The organism is Clostridium acidisoli DSM 12555, assembly GCF_900176305.1.
GTDB classification, from domain to species: Bacteria; Bacillota; Clostridia; order Clostridiales; family Clostridiaceae; genus Clostridium_I; species Clostridium_I acidisoli.
The window spans coordinates 24078-43852 of the sequence record NZ_FWXH01000008.1 but is presented as its reverse complement, the minus strand read 5'-3'; the positions used below and the strand labels follow the sequence as shown (position 1 = coordinate 43852).

Genomic DNA, 19775 nt, shown 5'->3' with positions numbered 1-19775 from the left:
AATACACCTCCTAATATGCCTTTTCTTCATTACTACATTTGATTAATTCCTGCATTTTTTTGTAGACAGTTCCATTGTCTAAAAGTTCTTCTGAAAGCTTAACCCCATCGTTCAAGTCTTTTACTGCCTTGCCTACATATAAAGCTGCTGCACTGTTTATAACAACAATATCTCTTTTAGGTCCTTTTTTACCTTTAAATATATCAACTATTATTTCAGCGTTTTCTTTAGCATTACCTCCTAATATATCCTTAAATTCACCCCTCTCAATACCATATTTTCTTGGATCAATTTCATAATCTATTACTTTTCCATCCTTGATTTCACTTACATAAGTTATAGTGCTTGTGGATATTTCATCTAGTCCATCTTCTCCATGAACTACCATTCCTTTTTCAGCACCAAGTTTTAATAATACCTCTGCTAAAGTATTTGTTAACTCCTTACTATATACACCTAAAACTTGTCCCTTTGTAAACGCAGGATTAGTAAGTGGTCCCAAAATGTTGAATATTGTTCTAATACCTAATTCCTTTCTTATTGGTCCCACATTTTTCATAGCTGAGTGGTATTTTTGTGCAAACAAAAATGCCATACCATTTTCATCGATAAGTCTTTTGGCTTTTTCAACAGAGAGTTCTATGTTAAAACCTAATTCTTGAAGAACATCTGCACTTCCACTTTTACTAGAAACCGCTCTATTTCCATGTTTAGCAACTTTAACTCCAGCTGATGCTGAAATTATTGACACTGCCGTTGATATATTAAATGTATTTTTCCCATCTCCACCTGTTCCACAAGTATCAATTACATATTTTGAATTTAATTTTAAGGGTAAGGCTTTATCTCTCATCGCCTTAGCTGCTCCGGTTATTTCTTCTACTGTTTCTCCTTTTATTCTCATGGCAGTTAAAAATGCCCCCACCTGTGATGCTAAAGCTTCTCCACTCATAATTTCATATATAGCTGAATATGCCTCTTTTTCACTTAAATTTTCACCTTCAACTAATTTTTTTATTGCCTGATTTAACATTGCAAATCCCCTCCACAAAATTTCTAATCATGGTTCTTCCAAACTCTGTCTTTATGGATTCAGGATGAAACTGTAACCCATAAACTTCATAAATTTTATGTTTAACTGCCATAATAACATCATCATCTTGGCTTTTAGCTGTAATACTTAATTCATTGGGAAAATTTTTTGTGTCTAGTATTAAAGAGTGATATCTCATGACTTCTAATGGACTTTTTATTCCCTTAAAGATACCAATTTCATCATGTTTAATTCTAGAAGTTTTACCATGCATTATTTTTTTTGCTCTAACTACATTTGCTCCGTAAGCATAACCTATAGCTTGATGTCCTAGGCATATTCCTAGTATTGGTACACTGCCAGCAAATTTTTTTATAACCTCTATGCATATTCCAGCTTTTTCTGGTATTCCTGGTCCTGGTGAAATAATTATTCCTTCTGGTTTCAAATTTTTTATTTCTTCTAAAGTTATCTCATCATTTCTCTTAACTAAAATATCCTCATATATTTCTCCTACATATTGATAAAGGTTATATGTAAAAGAATCATAATTATCTATTAACAGTATCATTTAAATCACCTCCCTCATTGCCATCACTTTATTTAAAGTTTCTTTATACTCAGTTTTAGGATCAGAATCATAAACTATTCCCGCTCCTGCTTGCACATAGCTGTATCCATCATTAAAAATTATAGTTCGTATAGCTATACAAGTATCCATATTCCCATTATAAGAAAAATATCCTACTGCTCCTGCATAACTACCTCTTCGAAGACTTTCAAGTTCATCAATTATCTCCATAGCTCTTACTTTAGGTGCTCCTGATACTGTTCCAACTGGAAGACATGAGCTAAGTGCATCAAAACAAGTTAAGCCTTTTTTTAATTTTCCAGATACTGCTGAGACGATATGCATTATATGCGAATACAGCTCAATATCCATGAATCTATCAACTTTAACCGTTCCAAATTCACTTATCTTTCCTATGTCATTTCTACCAAGATCCACTAACATAAGATGTTCCGCCCTCTCCTTTTCATCTGACATAAGTTCTAATTTTAGCCTCTCGTCTTCCTCCTCATCTTTGCCTCTTGGTCTTGATCCAGCTATTGGGTTTGTAGTTACTTCTCCATCTATACATGAGACCAAAATTTCAGGAGAAGATCCTGCGACTTGAAATTCTTCAAAATCAAAATAAAATAAATATGGTGAAGGATTTTTAGCCCTTAATCTTCTGTACACGTCAAAGGATGTACCTCTATTTTTAAATTTTAAGCGTTGAGATAACACAACTTGAAATATGTCCCCAGCTTTTATATATTCCTTTGCCATATTAACCATTTTGCTAAACTCTTCTTCATTCACATTCGATTCAAAGGTGTTTTCTGATACCGTTTCTTCAAATGCATGCATTTTATTGTCATCCATTATGTTTTCTTTTATATTATTGAGTTCTAAGATTATAGAATTATAGTCTGATTTGTCATTTTGAAACACGTTATAAATGATATATATCTCATGTTTAAAGTGGTCATAACAAATAAAAGTTTTATAAAACATAAGATAAGTTTCTGGTAATTTTAGTTCATCTAAATTATTGTCTGGAATTTTTTCATATTGTCTTATTACATCATAACCTACATATCCCACAGCACCTCCTGTAAATGGCACATGAAATAACGTACTATCATAATCAACTTCTACATATCTCTTTATATAATCTAAAACCTTTCCGTAAACAGTATTTTCGCCATTGTGATCATGTATTTTTATTTCATCCTTATAACTTTTTATTGTCATATATGGATTTATTCCTAGAAATGAAAACCTCCCTATTTTGTTTTCTGAGTAGACACTTTCAAGAAGAAACTTTCTTTTCCCATTTAGCTTATAATATATGCCTATTGGAGTTAATTCATCTCCACTAATCTTTAGAGTAATAGGAAAAACTTTTCCTATTTTTTTGTGATTTAGAAATTCATTTTCTGTTAAATTAAACATTAGATTCACCTCAACTCTTATTTTTTGATAAAACAAAAAAGCCACTTCATCCTGCTAATGGGACGAAGTGACCGCGGTGCCACCCATTTTAGTTTAAATACTTATTCGGCATAATTATGCATAAAATCTAAATAAAAAAACATTCCATCCAATAAAGGACGAAATGTTAAATTTCGTTATGCCACCTAAGTAAAAACTATCTCAATCAAGGTACAGATATTAATCGATACCTCGTCCTTTTAACGGTAGACTACCGGCTACTGCTACTATAATTTCACATTGCATCTCACAGATCCATTCAATATAAGCTACAGTATTTGGCTTTCACTATTCCAAATTCGCTTTAACTAAATTCTCATATCTACTACTTCCGCTCATTGATTTAATTAATGTTTTAATAAATATACATCTTTTTCTTACTACTGTCAATACGTTATTTTAACATTTCTAATAATATATTAGAATTTTCTTTCGATTTATCAAGCTGATTTTTTGAAGTTGTTTTCTTCTTTGCAAGCTCTCCCATACCTTCATCAAGATCTTCTATTTGCTCTTTTATGGCTTCTCTGAATTTAGGTATGTTTTCAATTACTCTTTTAACTATATAAACATATTCATCTTCATAAAGTTTGTAGCATTTAAATTCCCCAGAAGTAAGTCTTCCTTCTGAAAAAATATATATAAACCTGTCCTTCATTTTATCAGAAAGCATTATTTCAACTTTATGTTTATAAAGTCTAAAAGTAGCTCCCCTACTTTCAATAAATATTGGAAATATAGTTGAAAACATAAACGAAATATCCTCTACTGAATTATCTAATAATCCAACGTCTGAAAAATCTCTTGAGTTTAAGCATTCTTCAATATCTTCTGAAAATATTTTTGATTTAATAGTCATTGATATCTTTTCTCTTAATTCCTCTTCTTTTCCCTTTGAAACATAATCTTCTATAGAATTAACCAAATTATCTATATAACTCTTTTTAGTTTTATCTGCCATCTCAATCGCCTCTTTTAAGTTAATATAACAAAATTATACATCTTTTTAAAAAAGTAAACAAGGCTCCTGTTTCAATTGGTTTTAAAATTGACGATTTCTTTTTTTAAGGTTTTATTTAGTTTTGTTATATAAATGCTTTTTCAAAAGCTTGTTCTAAATCTGAAATTAAGTCATCTGCTTCTTCTAGCCCTATTGAAATTCTAATAGTATCTGGTGTTATTCCTGCCAGTCCTTGTTCTTTGGGTGTCAATTCTCCATGCGTTGTCTTTGGAGAATTTATTATTAATGATCTTGCATCACCTAAATTCGCCTGGTAGCTAAATATTTTTAATGCATCAATAAATTTATCAATTTCATCTAATGATCCTTTAAACCCAAAAGTAAAAGTTGATGCAGCTCCCTTTGGTAAATATTTTTCCTTTAATTTCTTATAAGGGCTTCCTTCTGCTGAAGGATGTTTAATCCAGCTTACCTTATCCTTACTCTCTAAATATTTGATGATTTTTTCTGTATTTGAGACCTGTTTTTGTACTCTTTCTGAAAGTGTTTCTAGTCCAATTAAAATTAAATAAGCATCGAATGGGCTTAAAGTGGCTCCAAAATATGTTAAATAATTTAGCCTTACTCTAAAAGCAAATGGTGCCTTTGGAAAAACTTTTAATATACTTCTAGGATTTCCGCTTTTATCTCTTAGATTGTGATATTTCTCATCAAATTGCGGAAACTTGCCATTGCCCCAATTAAAATTTCCGCTGTCTAAAATTAATCCAGCAATTGCATTACCATGACCACCTAACGCTTTAGTAGCTGAATAAATTACTATATCTGCTCCAAATTTTATAGGATTTAGTAAATATGGTGTGGCAAATGTATTATCAACAATTAGAGGAATGTTATTTTCATGTGCAATATTAGCCAAAGTCTCAATATCAGCTATAGAAGCATTTGGATTACTGATTGTTTCAATAAATATAGCCTTAGTGTCCTCTTTAATAGCATTTCTAAATGCTTCTGAATTATCTGATTCCTCTAATCTGTCTATTTGTATACCATATTTAGGAAATAATTTATTGAAGCTGTCTATTGTTCCTCCATAAAGTTTTTGTGTTGTTAATATTCTGCCTCCTCCTTCTGCTACATTTAAAAGACTGTAAGTAACAGCTGCCATACCTGAACCTACGGCTACAGCCGCAGCTGCACCATCTAGTGAAGCCACTCTCTCTTCAAGAACTGCAACTGTAGGGTTTGAAACCCTAGAGTAGATAAATCCAAGTTCTGAAAAGCTCAAAAGTTTTCCAGCTCTTTCTGTATTACCTAATTCAAATGATGCAGTTTCATATATAGGAACAGATACTGCATAATTATGTTTATGTGGATTATACCCAGCCCTTACTTTTAAAGTATCAAACCCATAATTGTTTTCTCCCATTTTTAACACTCCTTTTATTTTTATCTATAAGTGTCCAACACTGTGTTGTATATATCTTCAACAACTCTAAGTCCACCTTTATAACCTGCATATCCGCAATTAAGCACTAATCTATATGCTATAGGAGGACTTATAATAAGTAGGTCAGCTCCTATGTCTTTAGCTAGATCTCTTTCCCATGCACTACCTAAAATCAATGATCTATTCTTATTTTCTTCATTTCTTATTTTTTCTTGAATCTCCCCCCCATCAATAGAAAATGTTACTTCACAGGATCTAAATTCTGATATATTTTTAAACTCATCTTCAATAGATTTTTTATATTCATTTGGCGTATCATCCACAATAAATTGTTTTGCTGGTATAATCCCCAATTCGTTTAATAAAAACTTAGAAAATCCAATTGCATATGAAGAATCTAGTATTGTATAAAATTTCCTAGGGAGTCCGTATCTAAACTCCAGCATAAAATCTGCCGTTCTCTCAATAAATGAATAAAAATTTTTTTCTTCTTCCCTTACAAACTTGTCTACAACTTTATTATCTAATTTAGCAAAATCACCTATTTTTCTTAACAAATTAGATGTTTCTTTTCCTCCTATGGGTAAGTAAGGAAAATGAAAGTATGGAGTTCCATATTTTTCTTCTAAATGTTTTGCAATTTTTATTCCTACCCACGCATTTAATACAATATTGAATTCGGCATAAGGTATACTTTTCCATTCTTCAATACCATCAGATTCATTACCAAAAAGAATATTAACTTTAAGTCCAATTCCTTGAAGTATTCTCTTTATTTCTTCCAAATTTCCATTCCAATATGGATCTTGATATGGTACAGTTGCAAAAACATTTACAAGTCCCTTAATTACTTTTTTATCGGTGTAAAATTTATCTACATACTGATCAATAATTGCATTAACAACTATCTCATGACTAACATAATTATTACTTTTAAAACCGCCTGTTTCCGCGTATACTATAGGTTTACCAAGCTTTTGATAAGCTGATACTACGGATTCCACATCATCACCAACAATATCTGATGTGCATCCTGTTAAAACTACATAAAGATCCGCATCAATTACTTTAAAAGCTCCTTCTATTACATTTCTTAATTTTTTTTCCCCACCATATACTATTTCAGTTTCACTAGAATTCGTACATGGTACGGTGTTCCCTCCTGCATAACCTTCCCCTTGACCTATAAGGCTACTTATCTTACCGCTGCATCCTGGACCTGAATGCAAAATTGGAACACCCCTTTTAATAGCTACTACAGATTGTTGTACTCCTAGTGCACATGAAAATCTTGGTTGTTCAATAATTTTTAACATGCGTATACCTCCCAAGAAAAGTAAATGGATCTTGCTCTAACCACCATTTTGTATAAGGCATACTACTGTGCTTTGCAAGATTAGTTACAAATTCTTTATTATCTAGAGTTTCTAAAATTCTTTCCGCATAATTTAATACTCCTTGATATCCAAAACTAAATTGCTCATCCCCAATTAGAAGTGTTGGTATTCCTAGCTTAGCTCCCCAAATTGTCATACCTCCGTGTCTTGCAATCATAATATCTGGTTTAACTCTGTTTAATATATTAACTAATTCATAGGCTTGTTTATTACATACGTTATAATTATGGATATCTCCATAAGTTCTTACGTCATGTGCTAACGCATCAGATTCAGCATCCCCGTTATCAAAAACTGGATCATGGTGAAATATTGCAGCCCCCTGAACATCTAATCCAAGTTCTCGAAGCAAAGCAATAATAGCGTGCCCATGTGCTGCACCTGCTGTAATATATGCAGTTTTACCTTTTAGCTTTTCACGATACTCTTGTAGTTTAGGAATTACTCTTTCGTGTTCACTTTTTATAATATCTTCAATTTGCTCCTCTCTATCTAAAACCCTCCCAAGTTCTCGAATCCAATTATCCGTTCCTTCTATGCCATAAGCTGGAGGTGACTTGATTTCAGGTACTCCATAAATTTGTTCAAGTGCTGCGCCCAAATATGTTCCAAGCGTAGTGCAAATTTGGATTGTTGCTGCCGATTCTGATATATTCTCTAATTCCTTTATTGTTGAAAATGGAACAATATATTTGGCTTCATATCCAAGTTTATTTAATAATCCATCAAAAATATGGCTTCCCCAAAAATTTATAATATTAACCTTATTACTTTTATTTTTAGGCGGTTTTACTATCTTTCTAACTATAGAATGATAAGCAGAATCAAATCCCGTGGTCCAAATTTTTGACTTGAATCCTTCACAAAAACATGACACGACAGGTATTTTAAGCTCTTCTGATAATTTATTTGTGGTTGCTTCAACGTCATCTCCTATAATTCCAGAAGCACATGAAGTGGTTATAAATATAGCATTGGGCTTCACTCTTTTATAGACTTCACGAATGGTTCCTTCTAATTTATTTATTCCACCGAAAATAGTATCTTTTTCTTCCAAATTAGTACTAAAATATCTTCCATTTACACTAGGAAGTTCTCTATCCATTTGGCCAACTCTGTATACGAAATTAAACCCGAAAAAATCTCCTGAACATCCAACCGGTGCATGATTAATTATTGCTGCGTCCTTAATCATAGCAAGTTGGCAAAATGCATTTCCTGAACTACATCCCATGCATTGACTGAAACTTCTTGTACCATCTTTAAGTTTTCCAGAACGCCCAAGCTTTACAAGTTCTTTTGCAGTCCCTTTAAATGCTGTAATTGAGCCTAATCTAACTTCTCGAACTTGAACCTCTGGAGCTTTTAAATTTATTTTGCTCATTAAAAATCCTCCTTAACTAAAAAGTAAAAAAAAGAGCATATTTCTAATCTAAATTATTAGAAATATACCCTCTGGTTTTCCAGTCAGAATATCTATACACATTTTACATATTTGTTTAGTAGTAATTCTATATCATATGTATTTTATTGTCAACAAATTTATGAGTAAATGTTTATATCTTCTAACATATTTTTCAATAATTATTGATTTAATTTTTTGTTTATATTATGATTATTATATAATAATCAATATTTATTGTTATACAATTATAAATTTTTGAAATAATAAAAATATTATTAGATTATAATATAATTATGCGAGGTGAATTTTATGTTTGAAAATATTTCAGAAGGAACTACTTACAAAAGTTTAATTAACGGAGAATGGATTGAAAGTACAACTAAAAAAACAATAGAAATATATTCTCCTGTTGATAATAGTCTAGTTGGAAAAGTTCAAGCGTTTTCCAAAGAAGAAGTAGATAAAATTATTGAAAACTCAAAATCCGCTCAAAAAGCTTGGGCAAACAAACCAATTAATGAGAGGGCAGAAATCCTCTACAATGCGGCTAATTTACTGGAGGAGCATGTTGATGAGCTCTCAAAAATTCTTCAAAAAGAAATTGCAAAAGATTCCGCATCATCTACTTCAGAAGTCAAGAGGACAGTTGATTTTATAAAATTTACAGCTAGCGAAGGCAAACATCTTGAAGGTCAAACAATTGGTGCTGATAATTTTCCAGGATTCAATAAAAATAAATTGTCTTTTGTTACTAGAGTACCTTTAGGTGTAGTTTTAGCAATATCTCCTTTCAACTATCCTATTAATCTTTCAACTTCAAAGATTGCACCTGCACTGATAGCAGGTAATAGCGTTATATTAAAGCCACCTACTCAAGGTGCAATTAGTACATTATATCTTGCCGAGATATTTAATAAGGCTGGACTTCCCGCTGGAATTCTTAATGTTGTAACAGGTAAGGGATCTGAAATAGGTGATTACATAGTTACCCATAAAGACATTAACTTTATTAATTTTACTGGAAGTACTGAGGTTGGAAGACATATTGCTAAAATAGCTGATATGGTCCCTATTCTTATGGAGCTTGGCGGAAAAGATGCTGCCATAGTTCTTAAAGATGCCAATCTAGAACTTGCTGCTAAGAACATTGTTTCTGGTGCCTTTGGTTATTCTGGTCAAAGATGTACCGCTGTTAAAAGAGTTCTTGTTGTAAATGAAGTTGCTGATGAACTTGTTAAATTAATCGAAGAAAAAGTAAAGAAATTAGTAGTTGGAAATCCTGATGCTGGTGCCGATGTTACGCCCCTAATTAGCAATAAAGCCGCAGATTTTGTTCAAGAATTAATGGATGATGCCATAGCTAAAGGTGCAAAACTTTTAATTGGAAATAAGCGTGATAAAAACTTAATTTATCCTACTATATTTGATAATGTAAGTACCTCTATGCGACTCGCATGGGAAGAACCGTTTGGTCCAGTACTTCCAATAATACGTATTAAAGACATGGATGAAGGTATTTCTATTGCAAATCAGTCCGAATATGGTCTCCAATCTTCTGTATTTACTGAAAATGTAAATGATGCCTTCTATGTGGCACAAAAACTAGAAGTTGGTACCGTTCAAATTAATAACAAAACTGAAAGAGGCCCAGATCATTTTCCATTCCTTGGCGTCAAATCTTCTGGCATGGGAACACAAGGAATTAGATATAGTATTGAGGCTATGAGTAGACCCAAAGCCATTGTATTAAATTTAAAATAAGATAAATTCTTTAAAAATCATTTATGAAAAATAACCAAAGACGATTTATTAATCAACTTTGGTTATTTTTCTTTGACTTTTTATATTTATTTGAAAACGCTATAAATTTGCTAGGTTTATCTATATTAATACCCAATAATTACTTTATAATTGAAATTTAATATAAAAATATGTTTGACATATACAAATAAATTAAATATAATAAATGTAGATGCAAACGATTGCATTAACATATTAAAACTTGGAGGGGTATGTATGAAAAAAATCAAAAAACTTACGGCACTTGCTTGTGTATTAGCTCTAGGTACAGGATTACTCGCAGGCTGCGGAAGTAGTAGTTCTTCTGACAGCAAAAACGTAACTGTAAACATTTTTCAATTCAAAGTTGAAGCTAAAACTGCTCTTGAAAAGGCTGTAAAGGATTACGAAAGCAATCATCCAAACGTTACAATTAATGTCCAGACTGTTGGGGGTGGTCAGGATTACGGTGCAGCATTAAAATCTAAATTTTCCTCTGGGGACGAACCAACTATATATAATATTGGTGGACCACAAGATACTGTAGATTGGAAAAACAAACTTGAAGACTTATCTAATCAACCTTGGATTTCAAAAGCATATGATGGAACTTTAGATGCAGTAAAAAAAGATGGTAAAGTATACGGTATGCCATTTGATCTAGAAGGATATGGCTTTATTTATAACAAAGCTATATTTGCAAAAGCAGGAATCGATGCTTCATCAATAAAATCATATGCAGATTTAGAAAAAGCTGTACAAACTTTAGATTCGAAAAAAAGCGCATTAGGTATTGATTCTGTTTTTGCTTTACCTGGAAAAGAAACTTGGGTAACAGGACTTCATCTTTCCAATGCAGTTCTTGCACCTGAATTAAAAGATGGTGTTTCTGCATTTAATGCAAAAACCATAGACTTTAAATATAATGATGCACTAAAAAAACTTTTAGATTTACAAATTAAATATGGATACAAACCAGATGGAACAAATAAGTCCATAAACAGTGTAGATTATTCTACTCAAGTTGAACAAAAGTTCTCTTTAAGTAAAGTAGCTATAATTCAACAAGGTAACTGGATTTATGGAACTGTTAATGGAGTAGATAAAGATTTAGCTAAAAATATGGGACTACTTCCTATACCAGTTGATGGCGTAAAAGATGGTGCTGTTCCTGTTGGTGTACCAATGTACTGGGCTATAAATAAAGATAAAGATACTGCTACAAAAAAAGCTGCTGAAGATTTTTTAAATTGGTTGTATACATCTGATAAAGGAAAACAGATGATAATCCACGATTTCCAATTTATACCTGCATTTAAAGGATATGAAGCAAGTAATTTACAACCTGATGATCCAATATCAAAAGCCATTCTACAATATTCCAATGATAAAAATACTATTCCTTGGGTATTTATGGGCTATCCTACTGGTTGGGGTCAAAACAAATTAGGCGCTGATATTCAAAAATACATCTCTGGCGACTTAAGCTGGGATCAATTAGTTCAAAATGCAAAAGACAACTGGGCTGCTGCAAGAAAATAAAACTTATTAAAATCTAATAAAATCCTGGAATATCAACTGTATCATCCAGGATTTTATTAGAACTACTTTAGTACAATACAATTAAGGGGGAAGGGTAATGAAGAAAAAAAATATGTCGTTTTGGTTTTTTCTAGCTCCAATTCTTATTGCTTACATTTTAGTCCAATTAATACCACTTATAACAGGAATATATTACTCTTTTACAGATTGGAATGGAATTACATCAAATGTAACTTGGGTTGGTCTTAAAAATTATGTCACGGCTTTAAAGGATACCACATTCACAAGTTCTTTCATTTTTACAGTTAAATTTACTATTCTATCTATTATCGTTTTAAATTGTTTTGGTTTTGGACTCGCTCTTCTTGTTACACGAAAGTCTAAATTAAATAATTTCTTAAGAACAATATTCTTTATGCCAAATTTAATAGGTGGACTTATATTAGGTTTTATATGGCAGTTTATATTTATCCAAGTATTTTCCGCTATTGGATCTGCCACTCATCAGCATTGGCTTTTAGGTTGGTTATCTGATAGTAAAACTGGATTAGCTGGTTTAGTTATAATTATGGCTTGGCAAATGTCAGGTTATCTTATGGTAATTTATATTTCATCATTAGAAAATATTCCGCCTGAATTAAATGAAGCTGCAGAAATTGATGGTGCTTCACCATGGCAAAAAATTAAAAATATAACCATACCATTAGTACGACCTGCTTTTACTGTTAGTATATTCCTTACACTATCTAACTCTTTTAAACTTTATGATCAAAATTTATCATTAACAGCTGGTGGACCTGCTAACTCAACTGAGATGCTTGCTATGAACATATACAATACAGCCTTCCAATTTAATCTTATGGGTGTAGCTCAAGCAAAAGCAGTTATATTCTTCTTAGTTGTTGGTGCAATTTCATTAACTCAAGTATATTTTTCAAAGAAAGGTGAGGTGGAAGCGTAATGAACAAAAAAAACAGAAAGATTGTCTCCTTATCTATAATAACATTATTAAGTACTTTGTTAGGTTTATTGTTTTTGTCTCCTTTTTATATAATTATAGTAAATGCTTTCAAAACAAAACAAGAATTGTTTAAAAACACTCTATCATTGCCAATAACTTATACTCTAGACAATTTTAAAGAGGCTTTTAATGAATTAGACTTTGGAAATTCATTGTTTCATTCACTCTTCATTACTATTACTAGTGTTGTTCTAATCATCATATTTTCATCCATGGCTGCTTGGATGTTAGAAAGAACTAAGAGCAAAATAAGTAATATTCTGTTAATGATGTTCTTAGCTTCTATGATTATCCCTTTTCAAGCTGTAATGCTTCCACTTATAAGATTCATGGGAAAACTTAATCTTCTAAATGTAGGTGGTATAATCTTTATGTATATAGGTTTTGGTGCTTCAATGTCAATTTTCCTATACCATGGATTTCTAAAGAGTATCCCTAAAGAACTTGATGAAGCAGCTATGATTGATGGATGTAATAAATTTCAAATATTTTGGTATATAATATTTCCTCTACTAAAACCAATATCCGTTACTGTGGCAATATTAAATACTGTTTGGATTTGGAATGATTATCTATTACCTTCTTTGGTAATTAATAAGCCTACTACACTTACAATTCCATTAAAAACATTCTTTTTCTTCGGTGAATATACAAAGCAATGGAACTTAGCATTATCTGGTTTGATACTTGATATAATCCCTGTTATAGTTTTCTACTTCTTCGCACAAAAACAAATTATAAAATCAGTAACTGCAGGAAGTATAAAATAATTTATACTTACACAGTGTTCCCGATTAATACCCATATTATTTATTATATATTTAAACTACATGAAAACAAATAAAAAATCCTGTAAAATTTTCAGGATTTTTTATTTGCGTTAAAAATAATACTACACATGAAAAAATAGCGAATCAAAGCTGATATATATATTTTTTTCAATATATCTAAACTTCATTGAAACTTATTCGGATTATGTTTAAAATAAATATAGCTTATAAATACCGAGGAGGTTTTAAATTGAATGACAGTATAATCTTTAGTTTTTTTAAAAAACATAAGCTTTCATATATTGTTGGAATAATATTTATGATTTTATCATCATACGTACAAACTCTTTTTCCAAAAATACTTGGAAACACTATTGATTTATTAAAAATAAATGGTTTTGATAAACCAATGGTTTTAAAAAATATTTTCTATATTGCTTTAATCTCAATAAGTTCATTTTTATTTACATATATATGGAGAAATTTAGTTATAGCCAATGCTAGAAAGTTAGAATGTGATATTCGTCAAAACCTATTCTCCCATTTTGAAGACATGTCACCTGAATTTTACAGTAAAAGAAAAACTGGTGATTTAATTGCATATGCAATAAACGATATATCCGCCGTAAGAATGACTTTTGGTCCTGCTACTGCGCTGTCCATTAATGGCATTGTATTATGCGTTATTTCTATATATTCAATGTGTACCGCCATAGATATTCGACTTACATTAATGACCCTTATACCAATACCTTTTATAATAATATTCACTACAAAGATAGGTAAACTTATAAAATTAAGATTTAGAAAGGTTCAAGAAAACTTTGCTAATATATCTGATAAAGTCCAAGAAAACATATACGGAATAAGAGTTATAAAAGCCTATGTTCAAGAAAATGATGAAATAAAAAACTTTGAAAACTTGAACAAAGAAATTTCTGATTCGAACATAAGTATGGTTAAAGCTTCTTCACTTTTGACTCCTGTCATTGAAGTTTCTTTTAGTATAAGTTTTGTTATGAATCTTATTATTGGTGGAAATATGGTAATAAATAAAAGCATATCTTTAGGTGATTTTATAGCATTCAACACTTATCTTACTATGATTATGAATCCAATAATATCAATTGGGCGTGTTATAAATATATATCAAAGAGGAATGGCATCTCTAGGAAGATTAAATGATATTTTCAAAATAAAACCTCAAATTAAGGATGTCCCCTCCTCACATAAAAATCAAAGACTTAATGGTTATATTGAATTTAAGAATTTTGACTTCGTTTACCCAAATTCTGAAGAAGAAAAAGTTCTACACAATATAAACCTTAAATTACACAAAGGTAAAACGTTAGGTATTATAGGTAAAACAGGCTCCGGAAAAAGCACTTTAGTAAACAGTTTATTTAAATTATATAATGTTGAGCCAGGAAATATATTTATTGACGATAAAGACATAAACTCCATTCCACTTGAAGTATTAAGAAGCAACATGGCTATTGTTCCTCAAGATAATTTTTTATTTTCTGATACAATAAAAAATAACATATCTTTTTTTAAAGATATATATCCAATGGAAGCAATCGAAAATGCTTCAAAAAATTCCTTAATGTATGAAAGTATATTAAAGTTTAATGATAAGTTTGAAACCTTGCTTGGAGAAAGAGGCGTAAATCTTTCCGGTGGACAAAAGCAACGTCTTTCAATTGCAAGGGCTATTATTAAAGACCCTGCAATTTTGATATTAGACGATTCACTTTCTGCAGTTGACACTATAACTGAAAAGCAAATACTATCTAACCTAAAAATCATTCGTCAGGATAAGACAAACTTAATAATTTCTCATAGAATTTCTACAATAGAAGATGCTGATGAAATAATAGTAATTGATAACGGACATATATGCGAACATGGTACTCATAAGGAACTATTAAAACAAAAGGGTGAATATTATGAAATCTACATTGAACAATCTAATGATGGAAAACGTGGACTACAAACATCGTAATGAAAGTAGTTTAAAAAGATTATTAAAGCTTACAATCCCCCATATGAGGAGAATAATTATTGCAGCAATCTGCGTTTTACTAATAAACGTATCATTGATAATAAAACCATATATACTAAAACTTGTTATAGATGATTTCCTAATAAAACATATTCCTTCTAAAGGTTTATACTCAATAGTAAATATGGGAATATTATATTTACTTGTATCAATTTCAGGAAATTTTTTTGCATATACACAGGAAAACTTAATAAATAAGGTTGGTCAAGATATTTTAAGAAATCTAAGAGGCCACGTTTTTAAAACAATAGAATTATTGCCCCTTAGCTACCTAGATAAAAATTCTTCAGGTCGTCTTATAACTAGAGCAACTAATGATGTTGAGGCTATAAGCGACATGTATACAGATGTAATATTAAACTTATTTCAAGACGTGTTTCTTTTAATTGGTATAATGTATGCAATGTTTATGTTAAATTTTAAGCTTGCATTAATTTCACTTTCTGTCCTACCAATTATGTCTATAATTCTTTTTCTACTTAAGAAAAAGATAAAAACAAATTTTTTGAATATGAAAACTTTAATAGGAAAAATTAATGGTTTTATGGCCGAAAGCATATCTGGTATGAAATTAATACAGCTGTTTAGAGCAGAATTAGAGAAGAAAAAGGAATTTGAAAACCTAAATGATCACTATTTTAAAAGCACTTTACTTCAGGTTAGGTTAAACAGCATTCTTAAACCTGGTACTCAGTTATTTGAAAATCTAACCATAGCTTTGATACTTTTTTATGGGGTTAATAAAATAGGAAATCATACACTTGAAATTGGAGTTTTATATGCATTTACAACTTACATAAAACAATTTTTTGATCCAATATCTGATTTAGCAGATCAATATACTACGATACAATCAGCATTAGTTTCTGCAGATAGAATTTTTGAATTACTTGATCAAAATAAAACCCTTGAAGACCTAGATAGCGGTCTTTCCCTAGATAAAATTGAAGGAAATATAGAATTTAAAAATGTATGGTTTGCATACAATAACACTGACTGGATACTTAAAGATTTAAGTTTTAAAGTTGCAAAAGGTGAAACTGTGGCTTTTGTAGGTGAAACAGGGGCTGGAAAATCTACAATAATAAGTCTCATAAATGGCTTTTACAAGGTCCAAAAAGGTGAAATCTTAATCGACGGTATAAATATAAATGATATAAAACTTAAGGTTCTAAGAAAAAATATTGCAGTTGTACTTCAAGATGTTTTTTTATTCTCTGGTACTATAAAAAGCAACATAACCTTAAATGATGAAATTGAGGATCAAAAAATAAATGAAGCTGTGGAAATGTCTTCTTTTAATAACTTTATTTCTAACTGTGAAAATGGTATAGATGAACCTGTTATGGAAAGAGGTAATACGCTTTCAGCTGGTGAAAAACAATTAATATCCTTTGCAAGAGCATTAGCACATGATCCTTCTGTTTTTGTATTTGATGAAGCTACAGCTAACATAGACACTCAAACTGAAAAGCTAATACAAAAGGCCATAGACAATATTTCCAAAGGCAGAACCACTCTAGTAATTGCCCATAGACTCTCTACAATAAGAAATGCAAATAAGATAATTGTTATGAAAAATGGTAAAATAGTTGAAGAAGGAAATCACTCTGAACTTATAAAAAGTGGTTCATATTACAGTTATCTAATCAAACAAAATTCTTAAAAATATTTTATTGACAAATACATTATTTTGGTATAGTATGTAATAAATTAAATAAATCTTATCAAGAGCGGTGGAGGGATTGGCCCTTTGAAACCCGACAACCAGCATTTTTCATTTGAATGTATGGTGTTAATTCCAACAGATTATTTCTGAAAGATAAGGAAAAGATTTTGACTTCTCAAAGTTGTTTTTCCCTATCGAAAAACAACTTTTTTTATTATACTTATGTTTTTTATTTTCAGGATACTTTCCCTCCATTACCGATTATACATATATGATAAGTAAGATTTATTTAAATTAAGGAGGAATCTTATGCCAATAAATATATCTGATGATCTTCCTGCTGCTAAAATATTAAAAGAGGAAAATATATTTGTAATGAGCGAAGATCGTGCTGTAAAACAAGATATACGTCCTCTTAATATAGTAATATTAAACTTAATGCCTATCAAAACTGTTACTGAAACACAATTATTACGACTTCTAGGCAATTCACCGCTGCAGGTTGATATAACATTAATTTATCCAAAATCACATTTATCAAAGAATACTTCTAATGAATATCTTTTTAAATATTATGAAACATTTGATGCTATAAAAGATAGAAAATTTGATGGCATGATAATAACAGGTGCGCCTGTTGAGCAACTTAAATTTGAAGACGTAGACTACTGGGAGGAATTAACTGAAATAATGGATTGGAGCCTCACAAATGTATACTCCACCTTCCATATTTGTTGGGGTGCACAAGCTGGACTCTATCATCACTTTAATATTCCTAAACATGATTTAGATAAAAAATTATTTGGAGTTTTTTCTCACAAAATAAATAAAAAAAATGTAAAACTACTTTTTGGATTTGATGATGACTTTTATGTACCACATTCTAGACATACAGAATTTTTAAAAGAAGATATAAACAATGTTCCTGAACTTGAAATTTTTGCCGAATCAGACGAAGCTGGTCCATATATAATTGCAACAAAAGGTGGCCGTCAGATTTTTGTTACAGGGCATTCTGAATATGATACCTTTTCTCTAAGAGATGAATATATAAGGGATACCTCCAATGGTATTTATATAGAAATACCTAAAAATTATTTTCCTGATGATGATATTAATAAAACACCTCTATCAAAATGGAGAAGTCATGCAAATTTATTATTCTTAAATTGGTTAAATTATTATGTGTATCAGGAAACACCTTATGATTTAAATATACTTAACTAAATTTTTTACTGCTAATAAAAAAATTTAAATATATAAATTATATTAAAGGGAGAGATTATAATGAGTGAAAGAAAATTATCCTTCGAAACATTACAAGTACATGCAGGTCAAGAAGTAGATCCTACAACAGGTGCAAGAGCAGTTCCAATTTATCAAACTACATCTTATGTTTTTAAAAATGCAGATCATGCTGCTAACCTATTTCAATTAAAAGAACCAGGTAATGTTTATTCAAGAATCATGAACCCAACTACTGATGTTTTTGAAAAAAGAGTTGCAGAACTTGAAGGTGGTGTTGCAGGTCTTGCTACAGCATCAGGTCTAGCAGCAATCACTTATTCAATATTAAACGTTGCTAGTTCAGGTGATGAAATAGTTGCAGCTACTACATTATATGGTGGTACTTATGAACTATTTGGTGTAACTTTAAAGAAACTTGGCATAAAAGTTGTATTTGTTGATCCAGATGATCCTGAAAACTTTAGAAAAGCTATCACAGACAAAACAAAAGCTGTTTATGCTGAAACAATAGGAAACCCAAGAATTAATGTTTTAGATATAGAAGCAGTAGCAAAAATTGCTCATGAAAACAAAATACCTTTCATCATTGATAATACCTTTGGTACACCATATCTTGTAAGACCAATTGAATTTGGTGCAGACATAGTAGTTCATTCTGCTACTAAATTTATTGGTGGACATGGAACTACAATCGGTGGAGTTATAGTTGATGGAGGTAAGTTTGATTGGAGAGCTAGCGGCAAATTCCCTGATTTCACAACTCCTGATAAAAGCTATAACGGTCTAGTTTATGCCGATTTAGGTGCTCCTGCATTTGCTTTAAAAGCAAGAGTTCAACTTCTTAGAAACACCGGCGCAACTTTAAGCCCTCAAAGTGCATTTTTATTCCTTCAAGGTTTAGAATCACTTTCATTAAGAGTTGAAAGACATGTTGAAAATACAAGAAAAGTTGTTGCTTTCTTGAGCAAACATCCAAAAGTCGCTTGGATAAATTACCCTGAACTAGATGGTAGTCCATATCAAGCTTTAGCTAAAAAATATTTACCAAAAGGTGCAGGTTCAATTTTCACTTTTGGAATAAAAGGCGGTCTTGAAGCAGGTAAAAGATTCATAAATAGTGTTGAATTATTCTCTTTACTTGCAAATGTTGCAGATGCTAAATCTCTTGTAATTCATCCATCAAGTACAACCCATGCAGAACTTAATGAAGAAGAACAAAAAGCTGCTGGAGTTACTCCTGATTTAATTAGACTTTCAATTGGTGTTGAAGGTGCAGATGATCTTATATATGATTTAGATCAAGCTCTTGCAAAAGCTTAGTCTATAAAAAAGATTCAGACTACAATTTGTGGTCTGAATCTTTTTTGTTACTCAATACAAAGAAATTGCCAAGC

General features: G+C 30.9%; 15 protein-coding genes and 1 riboswitch. Of the genes, 8 read left to right on the top strand and 7 right to left on the bottom strand.

The window, feature by feature from the left end; genetic code table 11:
- Positions 1 to 10 precede the first annotated feature (10 nt).
- From trpD to B8978_RS11425, 7 genes are all read right to left on the bottom strand, one after another.
- Positions 11 to 1033: an anthranilate phosphoribosyltransferase gene (trpD, locus tag B8978_RS11455; RefSeq protein WP_084116169.1), complete on the bottom strand. Its 1023-nt coding sequence runs from the start codon at positions 1031 to 1033 to the stop codon at positions 11 to 13.
- Entirely contained in the window at positions 1002 to 1604 is a 603-nt protein-coding gene (locus B8978_RS11450) for an anthranilate synthase component II (RefSeq protein ID WP_084116168.1), read from the bottom strand. The genes trpD and B8978_RS11450 overlap by 32 nt, the downstream gene beginning before the upstream one ends.
- Positions 1605 to 3035, bottom strand: coding sequence for an anthranilate synthase component I (trpE, locus tag B8978_RS11445; RefSeq protein ID WP_084116167.1), 1431 nt, complete (start codon positions 3033 to 3035; stop codon positions 1605 to 1607).
- Between the two features lie 433 nt (positions 3036 to 3468).
- Complete coding sequence (locus tag B8978_RS11440; RefSeq protein ID WP_084116166.1) at positions 3469 to 4035, bottom strand: hypothetical protein; 567 nt, start codon at positions 4033 to 4035, stop codon at positions 3469 to 3471.
- Positions 4036 to 4159: 124 nt separating this feature from the next.
- The gene (locus B8978_RS11435) at positions 4160 to 5464 is read right to left on the bottom strand and encodes an O-acetylhomoserine aminocarboxypropyltransferase/cysteine synthase family protein (RefSeq protein WP_084116165.1); all 1305 of its coding nucleotides are present in this window, start codon (positions 5462 to 5464) and stop codon (positions 4160 to 4162) included.
- A 20-nt stretch (positions 5465 to 5484) separates the two neighbouring features.
- Entirely contained in the window at positions 5485 to 6801 is a 1317-nt protein-coding gene (locus tag B8978_RS11430; protein WP_084116164.1) for a nitrogenase component 1, read from the bottom strand.
- Positions 6785 to 8266 (bottom strand): nitrogenase component 1, encoded by a 1482-nt coding sequence (locus B8978_RS11425; protein ID WP_084116163.1) that lies wholly within the window; start codon positions 8264 to 8266, stop codon positions 6785 to 6787. The genes B8978_RS11430 and B8978_RS11425 overlap by 17 nt, the downstream gene beginning before the upstream one ends.
- Before the next feature lie 330 nt (positions 8267 to 8596).
- Between B8978_RS11425 and B8978_RS11420 the strand changes: the two genes are divergently transcribed.
- The 8 genes from B8978_RS11420 (at position 8597) to B8978_RS11385 (ending at position 19701) form a co-directional block, all read left to right on the top strand.
- Positions 8597 to 10048 (top strand): NADP-dependent glyceraldehyde-3-phosphate dehydrogenase, encoded by a 1452-nt coding sequence (locus tag B8978_RS11420; protein WP_084116162.1) that lies wholly within the window; start codon positions 8597 to 8599, stop codon positions 10046 to 10048.
- 255 nt (positions 10049 to 10303) lie between these two features.
- Positions 10304 to 11608 (top strand): ABC transporter substrate-binding protein, encoded by a 1305-nt coding sequence (locus B8978_RS11415; protein ID WP_084116161.1) that lies wholly within the window; start codon positions 10304 to 10306, stop codon positions 11606 to 11608.
- A 97-nt stretch (positions 11609 to 11705) separates the two neighbouring features.
- Positions 11706 to 12569 carry a carbohydrate ABC transporter permease gene (locus B8978_RS11410; RefSeq protein WP_084116160.1) on the top strand — a complete coding sequence of 288 codons (864 nt, stop codon included), beginning with the start codon at positions 11706 to 11708 and terminating at the stop codon, positions 12567 to 12569.
- A complete protein-coding gene (locus tag B8978_RS11405) occupies positions 12569 to 13399 on the top strand; it encodes a carbohydrate ABC transporter permease (RefSeq protein WP_084116159.1) in 831 nt (276 codons plus the stop codon). Before B8978_RS11410 ends, B8978_RS11405 begins: the two co-directional genes overlap by 1 nt.
- A 250-nt stretch (positions 13400 to 13649) precedes the next feature.
- Complete coding sequence (locus B8978_RS11400) at positions 13650 to 15404, top strand: ABC transporter ATP-binding protein (RefSeq protein ID WP_084116158.1); 1755 nt, start codon at positions 13650 to 13652, stop codon at positions 15402 to 15404.
- On the top strand, positions 15349 to 17130 hold the full coding sequence (locus B8978_RS11395) for an ABC transporter ATP-binding protein (RefSeq protein ID WP_084116157.1): 1782 nt from the start codon (positions 15349 to 15351) through the stop codon (positions 17128 to 17130). The genes B8978_RS11400 and B8978_RS11395 overlap by 56 nt, the downstream gene beginning before the upstream one ends.
- A 55-nt stretch (positions 17131 to 17185) precedes the next feature.
- Positions 17186 to 17293, top strand: a riboswitch (SAM riboswitch).
- 149 nt (positions 17294 to 17442) lie between these two features.
- Positions 17443 to 18360 (top strand): homoserine O-acetyltransferase MetA, encoded by a 918-nt coding sequence (metA, locus tag B8978_RS11390; RefSeq protein WP_084116156.1) that lies wholly within the window; start codon positions 17443 to 17445, stop codon positions 18358 to 18360.
- 57 nt (positions 18361 to 18417) lie between these two features.
- The gene (locus B8978_RS11385; RefSeq protein WP_139796043.1) at positions 18418 to 19701 is read left to right on the top strand and encodes an O-acetylhomoserine aminocarboxypropyltransferase/cysteine synthase family protein; all 1284 of its coding nucleotides are present in this window, start codon (positions 18418 to 18420) and stop codon (positions 19699 to 19701) included.
- Positions 19702 to 19775: the final 74 nt, after the last annotated feature.